The following is a 20,172-nucleotide window of genomic DNA, read 5'->3' as shown; positions in this document are numbered from 1 at the left end:
AAAAAAAGTTGTTAAGAATCTATAAATGCTGTTTCTAGTTGTTGCCCAGACTATAGGACACGGAGCATCAGAAGAGGACTCTAAAAACCTGTTTCAGAGTAGTGGAATTAGTGCAGAATAACCCTTAGTGAATTTGAGCTAAGGCGTTAGGTATGTTAAGCAGTTTTTGGCAGGGCATCACCTTAAACCGATTTGCGCTGCATCAGTGGCGTGAAGTTAGCCTGCTGCATCAGTTTCTGGGATTTGCTCGGGCATGGCGACGCGGCAGTTGGCTCTTGCCCTGGGGTGATGTCATTGCCCTAAGTATCATTGCCCTTCTATTCGCCTTAGCACCCTACGTTTCGACCACGCTGATTGGCGTATTGCTGTTAGCCTGTGCCGCATTCTGGTTTTTGCTAACCCTGTCAGACGAGGCAAGTGAAGGGTTGACTCCCATCCATCTAGTCGTCATTGTCTATTGGGGCATCATGCTACTGGCAACAGCCCTATCGCCTGTGCGAGCGGCTGCCATTTCAGGTCTCATTAAACTGACGCTGAACGTTTTGCTGTTTCTCTTAATGGCACGAGTGCTGCGGCGTCCTCGGCTCCGGACCAGCTTAGTAACGGTTTACCTGCTCACCTCTCTAGTGGTCTCAGTTGTCGGACTGCGTCAGTGGTTCTTTGGGGCTGAAGATCTTGCTACCTGGGTCGATCCCACCTCTAACTTCGCTGGCACCACACGAGTTTATAGCTATCTCGGTAATCCCAATTTGCTGGCAGGATATCTGATTCCAGCCGTCATGCTGAGTGGTGCTGCCGTGTTCGCGTGGCCTCGGTGGACCCCCAAAGCCCTTGCCCTTCTCTCAGTTCTAATTAATATGGCCTGCCTAGTGCTGACCTTCAGCCGAGGCGGCCTGCTAGGCTTCGTTGCAGGCGGCTTTGCATTGCTGGTACTGCTGGTCCAGTTCTGGAGTCTCCGCTTCAATCAGTTCTGGAAGCAGTGGGCCATTCCTGTGCTCATCGGTGGGGCAGCGGCATTTGTAGTGCTAGCAGTGGCGGCCTTGGAACCGTTGCGCGATCGCGTCCTCAGCATCTTCGCCGGTCGTAGCGACAGCAGCAACAACTTCCGCATCAATGTTTGGGTCGCCGTCATCGATATGATCAAAGACCGCCCCATTCTCGGCATTGGTCCCGGCAACGACGCCTTCAACCGAGTCTATCCCTTCTATCAAAAACCCCGCTACACCGCTCTCAGCGCTTATTCAGTCTTCTTGGAAATTGCCGTCGAAGCTGGATTTATTGGTCTGTGCGTCTTCTTTTGGCTACTAACCGTTACCTTTGGACAGGGATGGCGACAGCTACAGCGACTGCGAGAAATTCAGTCCGTGCAGGCTTATTGGCTCATCGCCGCCTTAGCTACTATGGTCGGCATGCTCGTACACGGCCTAGTAGACACGATCTGGTATCGTCCTCAGGTCAGCACCCTGTGGTGGATGATGCTAGCCCTCGTTGCCAGCTACTACACCAGCAAACCCAAAGCCCTATCCCCAGAATAGATACCGTGGGGAAAATGGACTGTGGTGGGACGCGATATCTCGAATCCTCACACATAGCTTGCATCTCATCCATCCATTCGCTTATCTACCTCATCTACCCACCCAATGTCCCCCCAGCCCTTACCCACAACCTTTCCGCCATTCCTGCCGCCCGCCATTCAATCGCTGACAGAACCAACCTCGATCGCCCTTGCTCAAAACATTCGCCAAATCTCCCTTCAAACTCCGCTGAGCGATCGCCCCATCCCGACCACCTATGCTCAACAAGGTCAGGCACAGCCGCCCATTGTGTTGCTACATGGATTTGACAGTTCACTGCTAGAGTTTCGGCGGTTAGTTCCCCCACTAGCAGCATTCCGAGAGACGTGGGCACTGGATCTGCTAGGATTTGGATTTGGCGATCGCACGCTCGTTCCTGACCTCACGCCCGCAGCCATCAAGCAGCATATCCATAGTTTCTGGCAGCATCAGATTGGACAGCCTGTGGTGTTGGTTGGGGCCTCAATGGGGGGAGCCGCCGCGATCGATTTTGTGCTGACTTATCCAGACGCCGTCAGCCATTTGGTGCTACTGGACAGTGCTGGACTTGCCGCAGGACCAGCAATGGGGCGTCTCATGTTTCCTCCGTTCGATCGCTGGGCCACGGGCTTCTTGAAAAATCCTGGTGTGCGACGGCGCATCAGCCTGCAAGCCTACCACGACAAGACCCTTGTGACGCCCGATGCGGAAGTCTGCGCCGCCTTACATCTGGAATGCCCTAGCTGGTCCGAAGCGCTGATCGCCTTCACGAAGAGTGGCGGCTATAACTTTCTCACTAAGCGCATTACCGACATTGCCCCTCCCACTCTGATTGTTTGGGGACGACAGGACAAAATCTTAGGGACCCAAGATGCTACTCGGTTTGAGGCTCTCATTCCAGACGCACAGCTGATCTGGATCGATGAATGCGGTCACGTCCCTCATTTGGAGAAAGCTCAAGAGACCGCAGCCGCCATTCAGTCCTGGTTAAACGATGCCAGATAGTTGCCAACTGCCACCCAAGCTGATGCACCCAATAGCATCTAGATACCGAGCGCTCGTCATCGGGTCGCAACAGAACTGGCAGCACTCATTGGCATCAAACCGACCTTGTCTCTTTCCCTCCGCAGAAGGGCCTACTTAGAGCAAGTCTCTCCCCTATGGACGAAGGAGATCACCGTTTCAGCCCTTTACGCTGACACCAGATGTTTTCTCACGGCAAGGTGAGACGAACATTCTGAAACACGATTGTCAGGATTTTTGAAATGGAAGATTCCATGCGCACCCAAACGCCTGCAGACAAACAGGCAGGCGATTTAGAACGTTGGGCTTCAATTGTTGGCGGTGGGGCGTTGGTGTTGAGCGGACTGAAGCAGCGATCGCTACGAGGTATTCTGACGGCGATCGCCGGAAGCGGCTTGGTTTATCAAGGTGCCCAACGCAACAGCACTGTGAAGCAGGTCGAAGACGCATTGGGATTAGATCATGCCATTCGCGTCGAGAAAACTATCACCATTAATCGTTCTGCTGCTGACCTCTACAGCTTTTGGCGAAATCTAGAAAATTTGCCGAAGTTTATGAAGCATCTTCAGACTGTTCAGGTCAAAGACGACATTCATTCCCATTGGGTCGCTAATGCTCCTTTGGGTCAAACTGTCGAGTGGGATGCTGTCATTGTTAACGATGAACCCAATCACCTCATTGCCTGGACGTCTGTTGATGGCGCTGAGATTGAAAATTCTGGCTTCGTCCGCTTTCAACCAGCACCAGGAGATCGCGGGACTGAGGTCAAAGTCGTGATGGAATACCAACCGCCTGGTGGTGCACTCACAGCAGCGATCGCCAAGCTCTTTGGTGAGGAACCTGAGCAGCAAGTAGGTGATGAGCTTAACCGCTTTAAGCAGCTTATGGAAACGGGCAAGATTGCCACCGTTGAAGGCCAATCTCAAGGTTAGGAAAAGACAGCAGAGATAATCCTCAGGTTGCGTAGGCTTTTGCCCGTTCAACGGTTTGAGCCGATGGTGGCAAAGATGGTGGCAGATCTCCGTACGGCAATAACCGAAGAATCCCTAACGTTCACTCTTATCCCAATTCAGTGAGTTCTTTTTCATGTTTCAAGATTTTCATTTCCGACCCTCTTCAATGCAGTTTTCAAATACTGAGACGACTAGCCGCCTATCTTCAAAGTCCTGTCAAAGTTCAAAGGGGGTACGCTCAGTTAGCCGACGTCGAGGAACAGGCCGCTGGATTTCAATGGCCGTGCTGGCGATCGCTCTCTTTTTTGGCAGCATGGCGATCAACATTGCCCCCGTCCATGCCGCCGCCACTCCCGAGGCCGAAGCCTACGACCCCGGTCCTGTTCGTCAAACCCGTAACCCCATCACTGGCGAGAATTTTGATGGCGGCGTCGATCGCTCCGCCCTTGACGAGGACGTTAACCGCCGCATTGCTAACGATGAAGAGGAAGGTCCCATTGAGTCTTTTGTCGATAGGTTGAGAGGCGACAATGGGGCAGAAACATCTTCAGCTAATCCCGGCACCCAAAAAAATCCCACCCTAAAGCGCTATACAAACGTCCAATAGGCCTATAACAGCCCCCTTTCTCCATCCCCATCCGCTGGGCGATAATAAGCTGCCTTTAGCAAGATGAAATTAGTGGGAGCAGTTGCCAAAGTATAGCTTTAGCCATCTAGACAGTGCACTAGGCAGTATCCGAACGCTTGACGCACCGATGGCGCGCCGTCTTGTCCTAACGGCATCAACGACGGCTGTAAACCGGAAGACAATTGGAGTAAATTCATCATGGCTACAAGCACACAAACTCAACAAACCATCAGCAACCTTGAATATGACTGGTTGACTGTCATGCATAACAAAGCCCAAGCGTTGCAAGCTTATGACAAGTACATTCAAGATGCTCGTGAGGCGAATGCTCAGCAGTGCGTCGATCTGTTTACGAAGCTCAAAGAAAGCGACATGGAACAGATTCAAGAAATCCGCAAGCACTTGATGGACGTTATGCCCCAGAGCTAGGCTTCCAAAAACCGCTTGACAGTATCCACAGTATCCGTTGGCTGAAGGGCTAGCGGATACTGTGCTTTTAAAAAGCAGGTAGCTTAGATATTCATCTAGGCTTATGCCTCACTGCTGGGGTTGGCGCTTGTTCTGCGATCGCAATGCAGCAAGCCTTCCTTACCCCAACCATCATCTTCAAAATCTTGCAGGAAAATAGTCACGGCTTCAGGGCCAAGGCCATAAGCCTCTTGAAATGCTTCTGTAACTCGTTTAACCAAGAGCCGCTTTTGGTCAAGGGTACGTCCTGATGACTGCTGAATAGTGACGATGGGCACTGATCTCTCCTGTTCGTGCTACGTTTCCTTTGGCGACGCTTTTGTAGGTGCTTTTGCACAGAATACCAATATGTTTGACTGCATTATTGTCGGGGCTGGCCCAGCAGGGAGCAGCACGGCCTATCATTTGGCCCAAAAGGGCTGTTCTGTCCTTGTGCTGGACAAGTCCTCGTTTCCCCGCTACAAATCCTGCACAGGCGCACTCTCACCCTTAGTTGCCCAATGGTTTGATTTTGATTTTGATTTTGATCCCGCCATCGATCGCAAACTGCGTCGAATTCGCTACACCTGGAAGCTTGGCGATGAGATCGCCTCAGAATTGCAGACCCAAGATCCCATTTGGATTGTGAAGCGAGATTGGTTCGATGCGTTTATGGTGCAGCAGGCGATCGCTCAGGGAATCACGTTTCAAGACAATACAACGGTTACAGGCGTTGACTTCTCAAATTCCCATTGGACGGTTCGCACCCCTCAAGAAACCTTTCAGAGTCACTACCTCGTTGCTGCCGATGGTGCCGAGGGACCCTTGGCAGAATGGCTGGGGTTTAGCACGCCTAAGCTACGACAGGGCGCTGTCTTTCAGATTCCAACCGAATTGCCGGGGGAAGACGCCGCTCTCAATTTCGAGTTTGGCTTGCTCAAGAATGGTTGCCTGTGGTGCTTTCCCCAATCCCAGGGATACATTATGGGCGGCATCACCTTTCTAGGCAGAAATCAGCCTGACTATAATTCCATCTTCGCAACCTATGCCAACAGCTTTGGTGCAGATAGCCAGTTGGGTCAGATTTATCGTCATCCGCTCAAACTGTGGGACGGTAACAGAGCGCTCCATACTCAACAGGCCGTTTTGGTGGGAGAGGCCGGGGCGATCGTCGATCCCCTCTCTGCGGAGGGATTGCGCCCTGGCATGTACAGCGGCATGAAAGCGGCTGAGGCCATCCACGCAGCCCTACAGGGAGAAGCAGATGCGCTAGCGAGCTACACCGCCGCCATGCATGAATGGGGCAACAATATTCAGTGGGCACAACGCATCGCCAGCGTCTTTTTCCGAGTCCCCGGAATCGGCTATCGAGTGGGCATCAAGCGCCCCACCATGACCACTCGCATGGGGCAACTGCTCGCAGGCGAAATTCAGTACAGCGACATTGCTAATCGAGTCCTTAAACGGCTGTCGACAGGCTTTTTGCCAGGTCGCTCGTAACGCTGAAGTGGGGACTAAACCAGGGTTTGCAGAAGATGACTGCCGTTGCAGTCATCTTCTGCAGGTATGACCCTTGCGCGATCGCCCCTTTCCACCCGAGCACTTACGGCAACCGTTGTAGGGAAGAAGGTCATCCACAATACCAGAGTCGGAAAGCAAAGTCATATCTGCGGCGATATTCAGCCGCTCTGCCACGACTTCAACATCAAAAATTGCAGCCCCATAACTGATCATAAGTTTGCGATCGTGCCGATCATTTACGGGAAGCGCGCGATCAATCCGCATAGACCGCCAACTTGCAACTCGAAGCCTTGCAGCTTCTAAACTTTGCTGTGCTTTGAGCAGAAGCTCTCGTTGTTCATCGGTCACAAAGGGATTCCTTCTTTACGGATATTGCGAAGGAGAGAACCATTGCGGGTTTGGTAGTGAGTTTCGTCCATGAATAGGCAGCTAATAACTACATCATGATGAAGGGAGATATCAGCGATTATCTTGCCTGTTCGTTTAATTTCTTCACCAGGATGCACAGGAGGCTTAAGCACTACCAACACATCAATATCTGACCCCGGTTCAGCGTCACAACGGGCTTGGGATCCAAAGAGAGTAAGATGCCGCAAGCGATCGCCGTAAAGAGCCACAAGGTCTTGCTTGAGACGAGTCAAGATAAATTTGAGGCTAACATCCATGACAGAGGAAAAATTGCAAAACCTTCTTTCTACAATACAACCCACACTATATGTAACAGCTTGAGAACTCCTAGCCATAGACAACCCTTCAACCGTGCCTCCACAAAGAGCTGAAGGTGGCATAACGTTCAGGATCACCGAGCGGGGAGTTAACGTTGCCGAACGAAGTGAACCCACCCGCGTTTTCCCGCTCCGGTGTATCCGTTTGTTATGCGTCGTACATCCTGTGAGCTAACCTCAGAGTCCAAGCAATTCAACAAAGGCATCGAATGAGGAACTGATCTCACGATAAATGCATCTATTGCCGTTAGTCCAATCACCGCCAACCACGCGCGGTGAGTTGTCGGTACGATAATCGAGAGCAATCCCAACATCGTCACCCGGCCATTTGTTGCAGATTACAAATAGCGTTCGCTCAACGTCGATCCACGGAAGGGAGCGTTCACCAACCTCAGAGCCACGGTATTCGGAAAACATTTCGTTTTCGATCTCGTCTGGCCCCATTAGAGGACCAGACTCGAACAGCATATTGTCTTTTGAACCGAGAAATACTAGAGGATCGCGAATGAACGGAATCTTCGCGAGCATGACATCATCGCCAGGATGCACCCACTGACCAGATTCGATCATCTCGATGAGCGTTGGCGGCAGCGGTAGTTGATGGCGCAGTTTGTTGAGTTTTTTTAGACGCATAACAATCTCGTTAGACAGAAAGTTTCTGCATGTTATCCCTGAAAGGAATGATACAGAAACTTTCTGCCTATCACCTGTAGGAGCGAAGATCTCAAGAAATTTTCTGCATACTATCCAAGTCTGGGTGGATCGCAAGGAACTTTCCACCCTATGTCGGATATAGTACATACAGCTTATTTAGTGATATTTGCTACGAGACATACTGATTTTAGTTGAGTCTCTTGCTCGGCAAAAAACAAAAAACTGTTGGATCGGATTCGTGATTCGATGCAATTGAAGCACTATGCTTACCGCACAGAAGAGACCTATTTGCAGTGGGTCAAGCAATACATCTTGTTCCAGGGAAGCGTCACCCAAAGACATGGAGCAACTTGAGATCGAAGCCTTTTTAACAGATCTAGCGGTGAATTAACCCGTTGCAGCTTTAACCCAAAATAGTGAATGAGTCGAATTAGCTCTACGGTTGACGCGAGTACAAAAGTTTCCTATCTTCATCCGCAAGGTTGTGTCTCTCACGCAGCCTAAATTCAGAACTCAATTGACTTAGCGCTACTGGAAGGTGTTGACGCACCAACCAGCAGCTGACCCCCACACTGATGAAGCCAGTCTGGAGGCTAGGGCCTATTGTGCCTTAGCTACCCCGATTCGCACTACGTTATGGGGTAGCTAGGCCATTTGAGTTCTGGTTTCCTTCCGTAAATCAACGTTTCTGGAGACCAGACTCATGTTTCAGCCTTCTGTTTCGGGCGCAGCCGCGTCCACCGTTCCTACTGCGAACGAATTCTACGATCCGCAATTTGACATGGTGCGTCACATGCTGTTCGGCAGCGTCAGTGCAGTGCAGGCCACGATTAAACTGCTGCACAAACTCAACTACGCCGAACCAAACGACTGGAGCAAGCCGATACCCACAGGCAAGTCCAACGAAGTGGTCGTCGTGCTCACCAAACGGGTGCGCGTCGTTTAGCTAGAGTGACGTCGTTGGCGTAAGCCTGTCTACAAGGCGATCGCGCTCGCCATGAACACCGAAAGACTCAGAGGTGGGTGCGATCGCGGCCTATCATGCCCCATTGCAAGCAGCAGCCAGAAGCCCCAGTGTTTGAGGCTTTGACTGGCTTTTGCCTAATAGATAACAATTTTTGGGACGATGGGGTAACGGGCCTAACAAAACGACCTAAATCTCAGGAATATTTATACTCATCAAAAAGTCAAAAGGCACCCCAGATTTCCTCTCTCTCGATTGATAAAAGAGGGATAACAAAAAGACGATAGAATTCAACTAATTTCCAAAGTTAGATCTAAGCGGACAATGTATTGCGGATTCACCTTTGATAGTTCTTCTGCCCTATAAATACATTGAGTTTCCTGATTTCTTGCGGGTTTACTTTGAAAGTCCCGTTGCAATTTGATAACTTCGTTCTCTATGCGCTCTTCTTCACCTCTTATAATCTCAGGATCAACAGCTTCAATGAGTTTTCGAAGTTGCTGAGGTAAGTCGTCGTTAAGGAGCTGATTCTGCTTTTCCTGAACCAACCGACTATGTAAAAGTCGCGCTAAACGATCTCTTGTAGCTTTAGGGATCTCGGAAGGTAGGATATTTGAAATTTGTCTAGGAGTGAGGCCATAATCTTGGACTTGTCCCTCGACCACAGCTTCAAATGCTACTGGCAATGAAATTTTCGCTTCAACCACTCGAACATGACTAGGGACAGCATCTCGCAAAAGTTCGCTGCTGTCATAAACGCGCTGCCAGTGTGCACGATTGATATCAGCAGACACACTAGCTCTGTCGATATCGCGGACAAGTGCAGATAGGATATCTTTCAGCGGTAGAGCCATGCACCGACCTCTCTAGACAACCATAAATTAAATTCCTGTGTAAAAACGAATTGTTGTTATTCAGAAGGATTGGCACGATTGATAGCTTCTGTCTCGGTAGCAATTCGTTCTGCAATATCTAATAAACGCTCAATTCCTCTTGGCTGAGCAGCTGCATTAGCCTTAATACTGATTCTTAGGTTATATTCTGATTCTCTCGTTTGGCCATAGCGAAGTGTAAAATCCGTTTTAGAAGACACTTCAACACTCATTGCGCCCCCAACACCAATAGGTAAGCCTGCTATTGGCAAAGAGCCTCCAGCGTTTCCTGTACCTGATTGCTCAGTTTCAATAACTGTGTTTAGGTCAGTTTCAAATGCTTCAATACGCTTTAGCTTGACGTCAAAACTCCAATCTAGAGAGTCAATCTCAAACGCTGGAATATTGAAGAGAGAAATATAAGGAATCTCAACGAGTTCCTCAATATCAACCACTTCCCCCTGATCATTCAACCCTTTTTTACGAACTCTTATCGCCGCAATTCGGACATCAGAACTGTCATCTTGTTCTAGGCGATCAAAGAGAGACTTATTTTTGGGATCAACAAATCCAACACGTTTAATAAAGTCAGCCGTAGACATCGCAGCTTCAGTTTGAGCTTTGATAACTGCGTTTAGGGGAGCACTAATCAAGTCTTCAAGAGGGAGACTGCGGAGCTCTCTAACTTCTCTAGAACCGTTCTCTGCCATGTTTAAACCTCTTTATTACGGATTTGATTATGCGAATATACACCAGGAATATCACTATCCCGGCCCATAAAACAAGAAAAATTTGTTTATTAAACAAAACTTGAATATTGTTTTTGAGGCTTAGCATTTTTAGATTGCTAGAGTGTATGTATTGGTGCTCAATCGTCAAACAAATGCAATTTCGCCGTATGACATATCTGCATAACTTGCTTTTAGATAGAAAGTTTTCAACCCAATTTTCTCTACTTGAAAACTAGACAGGTGAACACTAAAAGTGCTTTTTCTGTGAGTGCTTTTGTTCTGGGTGAGTCGTGTCGCTAATAATGGCTTGAGCCACAGAATTATTGCTGCCCGTAAGACCGTCTAACCTGCGAGCTAGAAAGAGAAACCAGGCAAGCGGAGCGAAACTTGCCGCGAGGTTGGCGGCCACCGTGCCCAACAAACTTAAGATCAGTAGCGGCTTACGGCCAACCCGATCAGATAAGCGACCAAGAATAGGAGTTCCCTAAAACTGTGCTACCGCATAGACCGTCGTCAGCAAACTTGCCTGAAAGTCGGTGAGGCCAAACTGCTTCGCGTAAGGGTATAAAACCGGAATAATAACGCTAAAACTAACTGCATTGATAAAAGCTACCAGCGTGATAATCCAAAATCGCCACGGTAGCTGTCTAGAAGCATCGGTCATCACTTTGCCTATAAGACGCTGGCTCTATCAATGACTGAACTGGGTTGTGGCAGGACTGAAACCCTATAGAACGATGGGTATCCGCTCCGTTGCCTGCTAAGCCCGATCGCCTCGTTCACAAATTCGATTGGCCGTTCGCAAAATTTGTCCTGCTAGCATTGCCGCGCCAAAGCCATTGTCAATGTTCACCACGCCTATTCCAGTGGCGCACGAATTCAGCATCGTCAGGAGCGCCGATATGCCGCCGAAATTCGCACCGTAGCCAACGCTAGTCGGCACTGCCACAATCGGACAGTCTGAAAAACCCGCTACAACGCTGGGCAAAGCACCCTCCATTCCGGCCACCACAACCAAGACGTCAGCTTGATCAACGACGGCTCGATGGCGCAGCAAACGATGAATGCCTGCTACACCAACATCCCAGAGCCGCACGACGTGAAAGCCCGACAACTCAGCTGTTACAGCTGCTTCCTCCGCAACGGGCAAATCCGCCGTCCCCGCTGTCAGGATGCCGATAGTACCGGCATAGCGGGGTTGCACGTTGATGGGAACCAGCGCACAAATACGGGCTGTGTCATAATACATCGCTTCCGGCAAGGCAATTCGAATCTGCTGGGCAATCTCCGGCTCGATCCGCGTCGCCATCACGATGGGCGTGCGATCGCGCATCGCTTTCATGATGCTCACGATTTGTTCAACCGTCTTACCCGGACCCCAGATCACCTCGGGAAATCCTGTGCGGAGCGATCGATGGTGATCCACTTTGGCAAAATCTTCTACTGGCTCAAATTCCAAATACTTCAGCTTGTCAAACGCTGAATTTGGACTCACCTGCCCCTGAGCGATCGCTTCCAACAGTTGTCGTAAAGCCTCCGGCTGTGTCACTCATCATCCCCAACTGCAACATGTCTAGGCTACCGCGCGGTAAGGAGGGAAGACGGTTTTGTCTGTTTACAAATCGAAATCATCAGAGAGAAATGCCGAAGAGCAGTAGACCCTATCTCGTGCGGATAGACTTCCATACCTAAATGCAATTACGCAAAATATTTCTTGCGACCCCAACAGGCTTACAGAATATTCAAAGGGCTTTTCAGCAGAATCCTTTTAGCTAAGAAAGGCTCAAAGTTCTGAAGTTAAAAGCATTCGAAAATCCCATCAAACTTGAAACCCTAACTAAGTCCCATAAAAACGAGGGCTTTATTTGAAGTGAATATGAAATCACTCCAATTTTTCTTGAGTATCCTCTCTGTCGTACCAGACCTTTCCAAACGTTATCTTCAGAACGTAAAAGCTGTTCCCTGATATGACTATGACGTTTTCCTTCACAAAACTAGCCGTGGCTGCGAGCCTCGCGACAGGTACTTTGCTCACCTTGGGTGGCAACGCAAAGGCTTTAGATTTTGGCTTCGAGTTCACTACAACCCTTTCTGAATACAACTCACCCACTGGCAATGTTCTGCTAGAGTCCGTTCAAATCGGCGACGAAGTTGTCAGTGACTTTTCTTACATTAATGCTGCCGAAATCATCTACAACGATCCTTTTCTAAATGGCAATACAGGTGCTGCTAGCGCCGATACGGGAGATGACGTGACAGACGGTGTTCGAGCTGAAGACGCCACAGCTGCCGATGTTGTGGCCAATCTGGGAACCAACAACTTGAACCACATCATTGATACAGAAGACAATGGCACGTTTGTCATCGATTTGCAGTTCAGCAAGACCATCGACAACTTACTAATTTGGGAGCGCGGACGCAATAGTAAGTTGGGCGTTCAAGCTGTTGATGCTAATGGCAACCTGATTGGCGAGCGTCGCGTTATTGGCAAGAACATGTGGTCCGATGCAGGGTATTCAATCGATACCCACGAAATCGGAGGCGCTCAAGCCGTTGGCTCATTGGGAATCAATATCTCTGAAGACCTAGGGATTGAAAGCGGTCAAGCGGAAACGATCCGCTTTTTCAGCGAAAGTAGTTTCAACGGTCCTGATTGGAAATTTGTCGGAACCAATGCGAATAGAGGCATCGATGCAGAATCCGTTCCCGAACCCGCTCTCGCTGTAGGTATCACCATTTTTGGCAGTCTCTTGATGTTTAGAAAGCGTCCTCAACTCGCCTGACACTGCATCGAAAATCTAATCTAAATGCAAAGCGAAGCTAAAAATTCTTAGCTTCGCTTTTGCATATGCGTTGCAGCGGTGGCCATCGGGAAACCCCAACGTATTCCTTGCTAATGTCGGTTTACTCCGCGAGAAAGCAACGCCTGCACTACGTTCTATGCTTCGGAAAGCTATCCGCCTTAGCGTTGAATTCTGTAGAGCTTTGCTCTTCTCGTTCGCTTCTAGCGCTCTCGAAGAGTAGCGTATTTTACGTTTTGAATTTCGCGTAGTGATACTAGGCGGCTAAGGCTAGACTTCAGCCTTGAACTTATCAGTAATTCGCTGCATGGCCATTTCTACATTCTTGCGGCTGTTGAAAGCTGAGATACGGAAGTAGCCTTCTCCCGCTGCACCAAATCCTGATCCCGGAGTTCCCACAACGTTGCAAGTTTGGAGCAACTTGTCAAAGAAATCCCAGCTTGAGAGACCATGGGGCGTTTTGACCCAAACATAGGGAGCATTAACACCGCCATAAGTTTGAATGCCTGCTTTCGAAAGCTGTTCTCGGATGATGCGGGCGTTCTCCAAATAAAACTGAATCAGCTCACGGACCTGAGCCTGACCCTCATCACTGTAGACCGCCTCCGCGCCTCTCTGCACGATGTAGGAAACACCATTGAACTTGGTTGATTGGCGACGATTCCACAAGCGGTGTAAATCAACGCTGGTCCCGTCAGATGCTGTGACTTTAAGAGAAGTTGGCACCACGGTTAACGCACAACGAGTCCCGGTGAAACCAGCATTTTTAGAGAAAGAACGGAACTCGATCGCGCAATCCTTAGCTCCAGGAATCTCATAAATGGAATGAGGAATAGCCGGATCGGTGATGAAGGCTTCGTAGGCAGCGTCAAAAAGAATCAGCGATCCGTTAGCTTGAGCGTAATTGACCCAGTCTTGCAGGTGCTCTTTTGTCGCTGTTGCTCCCGTTGGGTTATTAGGGAAACACAAGTAAATGAGATCAATCTTCTGGCCTGGGATACTAGCCGTAAAGTTGTTTTCAGCGGAAATAGGCAAATAGACCAGTCCTTCATAGGTACCGTCCTCTTGGACTGGTCCGGTATGTCCAGCCATGACGTTTGTGTCCACATAAACCGGATACACCGGATCCGTCACTGCGATTGTGTTGTCGTGGCCAAAAATATCAAGAATATTGCCACAGTCACATTTGGAACCGTCAGAAATAAAGATTTCGTCGGCAGTGACATCACAGCCACGGGCCTGAAAATCGTGCTCAACAATTTTGTCCCGAAGAAATTCATAGCCTTGCTCTGGACCGTAGCCTCTAAAGGTTGCGCGATCGCCCATTTCCTCGACCGCCTCAATCATGGCTGTCCGACAGGCCGCAGGCAACGGTTCGGTAACGTCACCAATTCCCAGTTTGATAATGGGTGCATCGGGATTAGCGGCTGCAAATGTATTGACACGACGGGCAATTTCTGGAAACAGATAGCCTGCTTTTAGCTTCAGATAGTTCTCGTTGATGGTGACCATGTCGGAATGAAACTCGTTGCACTGTGTATTCAAACAGCTTACTTGAACGAGGACTTTGCAATGCACTGATGTCTAAGGCGGTTGATATTGCACTTAGCCTGTCAAAGGGAGGTCCTGAAGAGGGCTGAATTTCAGACAGAGTCGGCAGGACGCCCCAAAGTTGTGATGTACAAAACGGCTTCATCCTCAGGGATACCCAGCACATCGTTTACCTGATCGTCAAAGAATCCGCCAATCCCACTGACCCCCAAATCCAACCGAACTGCTGCAATGTTGATGCGCTGCCCCAAGTGTCCAGCATCGAGATGCAGATAGCGATAGGCGCGATCGCCATGACGAGCGATCGCCTGCTGCAGGTCAGCTGTATGAAAGATAACGGCTCCAGCATCTCGCCCCAAAGCTTGCCCTAGACAAAGATACTCCAATTCTTGCCGGAAGTTCTTGAAGCGAATCTGCCGAAATTCTTGCTTGTAAGGAGCGTAGTAATAACAGCCCGCGTCTAAACTATCTACTCCTGAAACGGCCACAAAGGTCTGGATCAAGCTGAGGTCAAAATAATCAGGATCACCGTCCAGTCCCTGCTCAACATAGTGATGGGGCTGATAAACAAAGTCCAAAACAGTGTTCAGTTCATCTAACGTCAGGTTAGCACCACTAAAGCGTCGAGTTGAACGCCGCCTGAGAATGGTTCTTTCAAGTCCTTGCAGACGATCATCCCAATTAATCGGAGAGGTGACCGTGGGAACCCTAAGGCAAAATGGAAAGTTGTATTTGTCGTCAGGGACAGCTTCAGTGTTTGGGCTTGACTGGTCGGCTAAACTCGGAGAACGAACCTGCCAACGAAAATCTCCCTGCGCCTCAATACAAGTCACTTGGTGCATGTAGGGCAAGAGTTCACCGTCGGCAACTTTGGGAAAGTCAGTTTGCGATCGCGCAGGTTGGGTAGTGGTCGAATGGGACAAATTCTGCTCTACCTGCAATAGATCGGCCAATGCAACTACGGCTAACGTGCTTTCAGCACTCTCATCTAAATAAAGCATCTGATTGAGGGCTGAGTCAGCAAACCCGCCAATCAGATGGGGACGATAATCAACTAGCGCACTAGCGAGTTCCAAGTTGCCCAAAACGTGCCCCGCATCAAGGCAAATGCGGCGATAGGCTCTATCCTGGTACCGCCAAGCAGAACGGTAAAATACTGTAGATAGCACCATCGCAAGCTGAGTTTGTTCTAAAGCAGGATGCCAAAAACAGGACTCCTGCAGCGCTTGCCACACATGGTCATCCCAAAACCGCAATAGGCTATGGGTTCGCACTTGATAGTTATAAAGTCCAGCTGGCAGAAGCTGATTTCCCCGCGAAACCAAATACAACTCCGTGGGGTAAAGACCTCCTGCTGATGGGGCTGATCTGAGGTAGAAAGCTTGCCCAAACTGAGTCTTTAATTGAGCAGTCAAGCCATACACATTGATCAGAAAATGGGACAGTCGCGCCCAACCTCGATCTTCGGAAGACGCCTCTGGCGAAACCTTTGACTCATGCAAGTAGGGCTTCAAATCCACTTCTGAGCCGAGTCGGTAAGACTTGAAAAGCTCGGGTTGTGGTCCTTGCATCGCCCCTTTGATGTTGGCGATCGTGTCTGGGTCATACTTAGTGCGGCTGTGAAAATAAGTTGCAAACGAATCCTTTTGACTCATAACTCATTCAAAAATCCGAAAGGCTAGCTGCTTAAACCGTCAGCTCGTTTAGCAATACAGACAACCAGTTTCGCAAAGTTTCAGTGATTCAGTAAAGGTCTGGTCATGCTCAGCCGAATTCCCTACAAGGAATGTGATTCTCTTTCGAGGACAGTTGAACTGGAAGGCACCTTCAGCTAATGACAGTTAAGGCGATACACCAAAACCCAACATTACTTGGCTACCCATAATTCTCGCTAATTCTAGGGAATTCAACCACAATGCTAATTTTAAGCCCTTGCAGAGTTGAAGTTCACACAAGATACGCTGCCTGCAAGCAGAAGGATAGAGAATCTCACCTTGATGGAAGTTTGAGCGATTGAGCAGCTTACCCCACAAGTGTTAAGCCTTCATCTGTTCCAGCCCACTGTAACAAAAACTGTGCCTTCAATCGGTTCACTCCCTTGTCCACTTGCCTATTTTGCCTACCGTTGTCTAAACATCCGCTTCTCGGTCACAGCATCGGTCCGATAAGATCTTACAAAAGACACAGCTTTTCACAGGGAATTTTCAAGCATTCAACTCAACAGAAACCTTAACAATAAATTCACAAGTCAGTCCTTAAAAGTTGCAGTCAAGACCTGAATATTCTTTTTGACAAATCAAATAGATATCTTTATCTAAAAACAAGAATCACCTATCTATTCATTTAAGTTATCAATCAGTTCTTCGCAACTTATTATCGCAAATTAAAACGCTCATAAATCGGCTTAATTTGCCATTGAATCCGAAAACATCTTTAAGCCCCAAGAAATTCACGTCTGCGGGTTGTAGATTAGCGAAGGTTTGTTAATTTTTGTAGCAACGCATGAAGGTATGACTGACGCGACTTCTCAAGGACTTTCTGGGTATCTACAGCACTATTTCGGCAGTACTTTAATGCATACACTCCGAAACCTTCGAGAATTTGTCTGTCAGCTGAAGCGTTGATTCGTAGTCTATGGAAACAGTAGATTTTCAGGTCATTCTTGAGCAATATCAATCAGGCGAACGGCAATTTCATAGCGTCGTTATTGATGAAGCAGATGGGTTTGAATGCGATCTACAACGGATTGAGTTAATCGATGCTGTCATTAGCAATGCCTACTTACCCTATGGCAATTTGAGTCGAGCAAATCTGCGTGGACTAACTATAAAGCGTGGAAATTTGGGAGACGTTAAATTGTTTTCGGCAGATTTGACAAAGGCTATTTTAGTAGAAATTAACTTGATTCGTGTCGACTTGCGGTATGCCTGTCTTGAGGGTGCTAACTTACAGGGAAGCGACCTAAGCAATGCGGATTTACAAGAAGCCAATCTACGAGGAGCCAATTTGAGAGGGGCCAATCTGAAAGGGGCAAACCTATTTCAGGCTCAGCTCGAAGCGACCTGTCTTCAAGGAGCAGCACTCTTCCGAGCTGTCAATGTTGATCTGAGTGCGGCAATCTGCGATCGCTCGACCATCATGCCCGACGGCCATTACTACAGCTGAACCCTCAGACATTGCAGAGACAATGACGCAGTGCCTCAATAATCTTGACCGACATCCTCACGGGTCTGAGCATGACCATTGGTCCCTCCCAAGCGTTGACGAACATCGTCGATTGCTGAGTTGAGCTGTGCAATCTTGTCTTCCAGCCCTCGTCGAGCGATTTCCATCTCTTCTTCAGAAGGATTTAGGGCTTCGGTATTCGCTCTCTCCGCGTCGTCGTCAAGACTGAAGGTCTGCTGTTCCCTGCTGCCAGGAACCACACGAGACGCCACAACTGCGCCGACAATACCACCTAGTACTCCGCCAAATAGAGTACCGACTAGGAAACCACTACCAAAGTTGTCTTGCTGACTCATAATATTTCCGAGAAGGATCAAAACTAACTGCTGAAGCTATGCGAGCTTGAAGGCAAAATTTTTCAAACTCTATTGTTGCTGATCACGGGGATTGATCGTGTCACTTTCTCAAAAGATGTCATTGAAAACCGGCTGACGGCATCTGCAGATAGAACAATTAGGTGCCAAACGTGCGATCGCCCGCATCCCCTAATCCAGGCACAATGTAACCATTGTCATCTAGACCTTCATCAATAGTCGCAGCATAAATGTTGAGTTGGGGGTAAGCATCTGCCAGCCGTTGCAGCGCAGAGGGAGACGTCACGATAGAAATAATCCGAATATTTTCAACGCTAATGCCTCGCGAGGTGAGGTCCGCCATTGCTGCCATGATAGTGCCGCCGGTTGCCAACATCGGTTCACTCACCAGAACGCGGGTTTCAGCAGACAACGACTCAGGCAGTTTATTGAGATAACAGCTAGCCTCCAGCGTTTCTTCATTACGGACAAACCCCACGTGATACACCGAAGCTAAGGGCAATACGGCCTGGGCACCCTCCATAAGCGCTAATCCCGCCCGCAAGATCGGCACAATCACAGTGGGAACTTGGGGATTGATAAAAGTTGCTGGACAAGGAGCTAGCGGTGTTTCAATCATCCTGTCCATCGTGGGTAACCATTCACGAGTGGCTTCGTAGGTTAACCAGCGTCCTAACTCGGTCATCGAAGTACGGAAGAGCGATGAAGGGGTATTAGCATCCCGAGCGACCCCTAGCCAGTGCTTGATTAGCGGATGGGGAGGAACGAAAACACGAAGTTGGAGGGCCATAAATCTGTTGCGGAGCTAGGGTCTGCATAATAATACTCTGTCATTGACGAGATTTTGAGTCTCACAGTTGCGTAAGTCGATTTGTAGTCGCCAACTCGTTTGGGACAAAAACGGCAAGCCATTGGGCTATGCACTAGTACACTGCGGCAGAAATAGGCTCACCATTCAAAACACCGGAAAAGCTTATTGCCTTAGTTTTGAATTCTGTAGAGCTTTCCTCTTCTCGTTCGCCTTCAGCGTTCTCGAAGGGTAGGGTATTTTGCATTTTGAATTCCGTGTAGCGGTACTCAGCGCCCGGGTGCTATTGGGTGCATCGGCCTAGATGACTGAAGCTATATTTTACTAAGCCCTCAAGGGAAAACTATGAGTAATAAAAAGATAGAAGACTTGCCTAGCTTCACTGAGAACATAAAGCACCTTGAGCAAGAAAAAATCAAAGCTGAAATAGCTAGAATTAAAGCCCAGGAAGCCTTAATTAGAGACAAGATATCAACCAAGTGGTATGAAGAGTCTTCAATTCTCTCGCAATTTACTAGAGCTATTTTTCAAGGGATTGCGACTGTACTCATCGGTGTTCCTGTACTTTGGTTTTATGTAGAAAACGTTGTTAAGCCCTCTGTTGAAGTTAGGGTTTTAGAATCCAGAAAGCACAACTTAGAAGAAGAAATTGAACTGAATCAGAGAATTCAAGATGTCAATGAGAGTCTTCGTAATGCTCAGGCGTCTCATACTCAAACCAAAGCGCAGCTCGAAAAAGCTAATCAGGACTTAGAACAGTCAATCGAGAGGCTCAGAGTGGTCAGGGCCGAACTTGAACAGTTAAAAACAGTTAATGTTCCGCCAGCTTTCAACGAAACGTTAGATTCTGCTACAAATCAGATCAATAGTGCAGAACAGGCAATCGATACGCTCCAGCAGAGTGTTCAAGCCGAAAGCCGAAACGCAGAAAATCGCATTGAGGAAACCAATCAGCTGCAGGATCAACTCAACATTGAACAGCCTTCTCTCACACCAGTTACACCAGAGTCTTGACGGTTTTATTAGACCTTGTGAAAACAAGACTACGATTGCTGCGGTTAGTATTTGCTTAGGCGATTCATGCTCTTTTCAGGATATTGGTTGTGGCCTTCATCGATTTTGGGTTCCGATTGAAACATCGACAACTTTTGGTCTTCGCTAGCATTAGTTGCCTGCTGACGATCGCTTACAGCCTATTTGCAAATCCGGCGATCTCAAACATGGCAAGCCCTGAGCGATTTGGCGATTTGACCAGCGAACCCTTAGTGGTGCAGAAAAGTCCTGAAAGCACTGAAAATTGGTGAGTCTCAGATGAGATGGGTTGGGTAAAGTGGGCGCTCCATGAGATGCTCAAGTTCCCCAACTTACCAGCATCTACATGGAGACTCCTCTACTGTATCGT

General features: G+C 48.7%; 27 protein-coding genes. 12 read left to right on the top strand and 15 right to left on the bottom strand.

What is annotated here, in order from left to right; all coding sequences use genetic code 11:
* Window positions 1–152: 152 nt before the first annotated feature.
* The 4 genes from PN498_RS17200 (at window position 153) to PN498_RS17185 (ending at window position 4,136) form a co-directional block, all read left to right on the top strand.
* On the top strand, window positions 153–1,535 hold the full coding sequence (locus PN498_RS17200) for an IctB family putative bicarbonate transporter (RefSeq protein WP_272064242.1): 1,383 nt from the start codon (window positions 153–155) through the stop codon (window positions 1,533–1,535).
* 105 nt (window positions 1,536–1,640) lie between these two features.
* The gene (locus tag PN498_RS17195; protein WP_272064240.1) at window positions 1,641–2,558 is read left to right on the top strand and encodes an alpha/beta fold hydrolase; all 918 of its coding nucleotides are present in this window, start codon (window positions 1,641–1,643) and stop codon (window positions 2,556–2,558) included.
* Between the two features lie 260 nt (window positions 2,559–2,818).
* The gene (locus PN498_RS17190; RefSeq protein ID WP_272064238.1) at window positions 2,819–3,508 is read left to right on the top strand and encodes an SRPBCC family protein; all 690 of its coding nucleotides are present in this window, start codon (window positions 2,819–2,821) and stop codon (window positions 3,506–3,508) included.
* A 187-nt stretch (window positions 3,509–3,695) separates the two neighbouring features.
* The gene (locus tag PN498_RS17185; RefSeq protein ID WP_272064236.1) at window positions 3,696–4,136 is read left to right on the top strand and encodes a hypothetical protein; all 441 of its coding nucleotides are present in this window, start codon (window positions 3,696–3,698) and stop codon (window positions 4,134–4,136) included.
* 98 nt (window positions 4,137–4,234) lie between these two features.
* On the opposite strand, the gene PN498_RS17180 is transcribed toward PN498_RS17185, so the two are convergent.
* The gene (locus PN498_RS17180; protein ID WP_272064233.1) at window positions 4,235–4,357 is read right to left on the bottom strand and encodes a hypothetical protein; all 123 of its coding nucleotides are present in this window, start codon (window positions 4,355–4,357) and stop codon (window positions 4,235–4,237) included.
* Between PN498_RS17180 and PN498_RS17175 the strand changes: the two genes are divergently transcribed.
* The gene (locus PN498_RS17175; protein WP_272064231.1) at window positions 4,356–4,586 is read left to right on the top strand and encodes a hypothetical protein; all 231 of its coding nucleotides are present in this window, start codon (window positions 4,356–4,358) and stop codon (window positions 4,584–4,586) included. The genes PN498_RS17180 and PN498_RS17175 overlap by 2 nt on opposite strands.
* Window positions 4,587–4,687: 101 nt before the next feature.
* Here PN498_RS17175 and PN498_RS17170 read toward each other — a convergent pair whose 3' ends face one another.
* Window positions 4,688–4,903: a tautomerase family protein gene (locus tag PN498_RS17170; RefSeq protein ID WP_272064230.1), complete on the bottom strand. Its 216-nt coding sequence runs from the start codon at window positions 4,901–4,903 to the stop codon at window positions 4,688–4,690.
* Window positions 4,904–4,973: 70 nt separating this feature from the next.
* Between PN498_RS17170 and PN498_RS17165 the strand changes: the two genes are divergently transcribed.
* Window positions 4,974–6,104, top strand: a complete 1,131-nt coding sequence (locus tag PN498_RS17165) for a geranylgeranyl reductase family protein (protein WP_272064228.1) — start codon at window positions 4,974–4,976, stop codon at window positions 6,102–6,104.
* Window positions 6,105–6,155: 51 nt separating this feature from the next.
* Here the strand turns inward: PN498_RS17165 and PN498_RS17160 are convergent, their stop codons facing one another.
* The 3 genes from PN498_RS17160 to PN498_RS17150 form a co-directional block, all read right to left on the bottom strand.
* Complete coding sequence (locus PN498_RS17160; protein ID WP_272064226.1) at window positions 6,156–6,473, bottom strand: hypothetical protein; 318 nt, start codon at window positions 6,471–6,473, stop codon at window positions 6,156–6,158.
* Window positions 6,470–6,790, bottom strand: a complete 321-nt coding sequence (locus PN498_RS17155; protein WP_272064224.1) for a nucleotidyltransferase domain-containing protein — start codon at window positions 6,788–6,790, stop codon at window positions 6,470–6,472. Before PN498_RS17155 ends, PN498_RS17160 begins: the two co-directional genes overlap by 4 nt.
* A gap of 237 nt (window positions 6,791–7,027) precedes the next feature.
* Window positions 7,028–7,483, bottom strand: a complete 456-nt coding sequence (locus PN498_RS17150) for a hypothetical protein (RefSeq protein ID WP_272064223.1) — start codon at window positions 7,481–7,483, stop codon at window positions 7,028–7,030.
* Between the two features lie 246 nt (window positions 7,484–7,729).
* On the opposite strand from PN498_RS17150, the gene PN498_RS28625 reads away from it, so the two are divergent.
* Window positions 7,730–7,858, top strand: coding sequence for a phage integrase N-terminal SAM-like domain-containing protein (locus PN498_RS28625; protein WP_442951428.1), 129 nt, complete (start codon window positions 7,730–7,732; stop codon window positions 7,856–7,858).
* A gap of 349 nt (window positions 7,859–8,207) precedes the next feature.
* The gene (locus PN498_RS17145) at window positions 8,208–8,450 is read left to right on the top strand and encodes a hypothetical protein (RefSeq protein WP_272064221.1); all 243 of its coding nucleotides are present in this window, start codon (window positions 8,208–8,210) and stop codon (window positions 8,448–8,450) included.
* A 308-nt stretch (window positions 8,451–8,758) separates the two neighbouring features.
* Here PN498_RS17145 and PN498_RS17140 read toward each other — a convergent pair whose 3' ends face one another.
* From PN498_RS17140 to larB, 5 genes are all read right to left on the bottom strand, one after another.
* Complete coding sequence (locus PN498_RS17140; RefSeq protein ID WP_272064219.1) at window positions 8,759–9,322, bottom strand: hypothetical protein; 564 nt, start codon at window positions 9,320–9,322, stop codon at window positions 8,759–8,761.
* Window positions 9,323–9,378: 56 nt separating this feature from the next.
* Window positions 9,379–10,050, bottom strand: coding sequence for a DUF2589 domain-containing protein (locus PN498_RS17135; protein ID WP_272064218.1), 672 nt, complete (start codon window positions 10,048–10,050; stop codon window positions 9,379–9,381).
* 268 nt (window positions 10,051–10,318) lie between these two features.
* A complete protein-coding gene (locus PN498_RS28620; protein ID WP_442951430.1) occupies window positions 10,319–10,546 on the bottom strand; it encodes an MFS transporter in 228 nt (75 codons plus the stop codon).
* Window positions 10,547–10,555: 9 nt separating this feature from the next.
* Window positions 10,556–10,735: a hypothetical protein gene (locus tag PN498_RS17130; protein ID WP_272064216.1), complete on the bottom strand. Its 180-nt coding sequence runs from the start codon at window positions 10,733–10,735 to the stop codon at window positions 10,556–10,558.
* 96 nt (window positions 10,736–10,831) lie between these two features.
* A complete protein-coding gene (larB, locus tag PN498_RS17125) occupies window positions 10,832–11,620 on the bottom strand; it encodes a nickel pincer cofactor biosynthesis protein LarB (protein ID WP_272064213.1) in 789 nt (262 codons plus the stop codon).
* Between the two features lie 418 nt (window positions 11,621–12,038).
* Between larB and PN498_RS17120 the strand changes: the two genes are divergently transcribed.
* The gene (locus PN498_RS17120; RefSeq protein ID WP_272064211.1) at window positions 12,039–12,854 is read left to right on the top strand and encodes an exosortase-dependent surface protein XDP2; all 816 of its coding nucleotides are present in this window, start codon (window positions 12,039–12,041) and stop codon (window positions 12,852–12,854) included.
* 288 nt (window positions 12,855–13,142) lie between these two features.
* On the opposite strand, the gene PN498_RS17115 is transcribed toward PN498_RS17120, so the two are convergent.
* Both PN498_RS17115 and PN498_RS17110 read right to left on the bottom strand, forming a co-directional pair.
* On the bottom strand, window positions 13,143–14,384 hold the full coding sequence (locus PN498_RS17115; RefSeq protein ID WP_272064209.1) for an LL-diaminopimelate aminotransferase: 1,242 nt from the start codon (window positions 14,382–14,384) through the stop codon (window positions 13,143–13,145).
* A gap of 131 nt (window positions 14,385–14,515) precedes the next feature.
* Window positions 14,516–16,078, bottom strand: coding sequence for a SagB/ThcOx family dehydrogenase (locus PN498_RS17110; protein WP_272064208.1), 1,563 nt, complete (start codon window positions 16,076–16,078; stop codon window positions 14,516–14,518).
* Window positions 16,079–17,057: 979 nt separating this feature from the next.
* On the opposite strand from PN498_RS17110, the gene PN498_RS17105 reads away from it, so the two are divergent.
* Entirely contained in the window at window positions 17,058–17,588 is a 531-nt protein-coding gene (locus PN498_RS17105) for a pentapeptide repeat-containing protein (protein ID WP_272064206.1), read from the top strand.
* Between the two features lie 35 nt (window positions 17,589–17,623).
* On the opposite strand, the gene PN498_RS17100 is transcribed toward PN498_RS17105, so the two are convergent.
* From PN498_RS17100 to PN498_RS17090, 3 genes are all read right to left on the bottom strand, one after another.
* Window positions 17,624–17,944, bottom strand: a complete 321-nt coding sequence (locus PN498_RS17100) for a hypothetical protein (protein ID WP_272064204.1) — start codon at window positions 17,942–17,944, stop codon at window positions 17,624–17,626.
* A 157-nt stretch (window positions 17,945–18,101) separates the two neighbouring features.
* Entirely contained in the window at window positions 18,102–18,752 is a 651-nt protein-coding gene (upp, locus tag PN498_RS17095; protein ID WP_272064203.1) for a uracil phosphoribosyltransferase, read from the bottom strand.
* Window positions 18,753–18,885: 133 nt separating this feature from the next.
* Window positions 18,886–19,017 carry a hypothetical protein gene (locus PN498_RS17090; RefSeq protein WP_272064200.1) on the bottom strand — a complete coding sequence of 44 codons (132 nt, stop codon included), beginning with the start codon at window positions 19,015–19,017 and terminating at the stop codon, window positions 18,886–18,888.
* A gap of 98 nt (window positions 19,018–19,115) precedes the next feature.
* Here PN498_RS17090 and PN498_RS17085 point away from each other — a divergent pair, with 98 nt between their 5' ends.
* Together PN498_RS17085 and PN498_RS17080 are read left to right on the top strand one after the other, a co-directional pair.
* Complete coding sequence (locus PN498_RS17085; protein WP_272064199.1) at window positions 19,116–19,784, top strand: hypothetical protein; 669 nt, start codon at window positions 19,116–19,118, stop codon at window positions 19,782–19,784.
* Window positions 19,785–19,873: 89 nt separating this feature from the next.
* Complete coding sequence (locus PN498_RS17080) at window positions 19,874–20,074, top strand: hypothetical protein (protein ID WP_272064197.1); 201 nt, start codon at window positions 19,874–19,876, stop codon at window positions 20,072–20,074.
* Window positions 20,075–20,172: the final 98 nt, after the last annotated feature.

The organism is Oscillatoria sp. CS-180 (genome assembly GCF_028330965.1).
Classification (GTDB): domain Bacteria; phylum Cyanobacteriota; class Cyanobacteriia; order Phormidesmidales; family Phormidesmidaceae; genus Halomicronema.
Note: the sequence above shows the minus strand (reverse complement) of the source record. Positions and strands in the feature narration are given on the sequence as shown.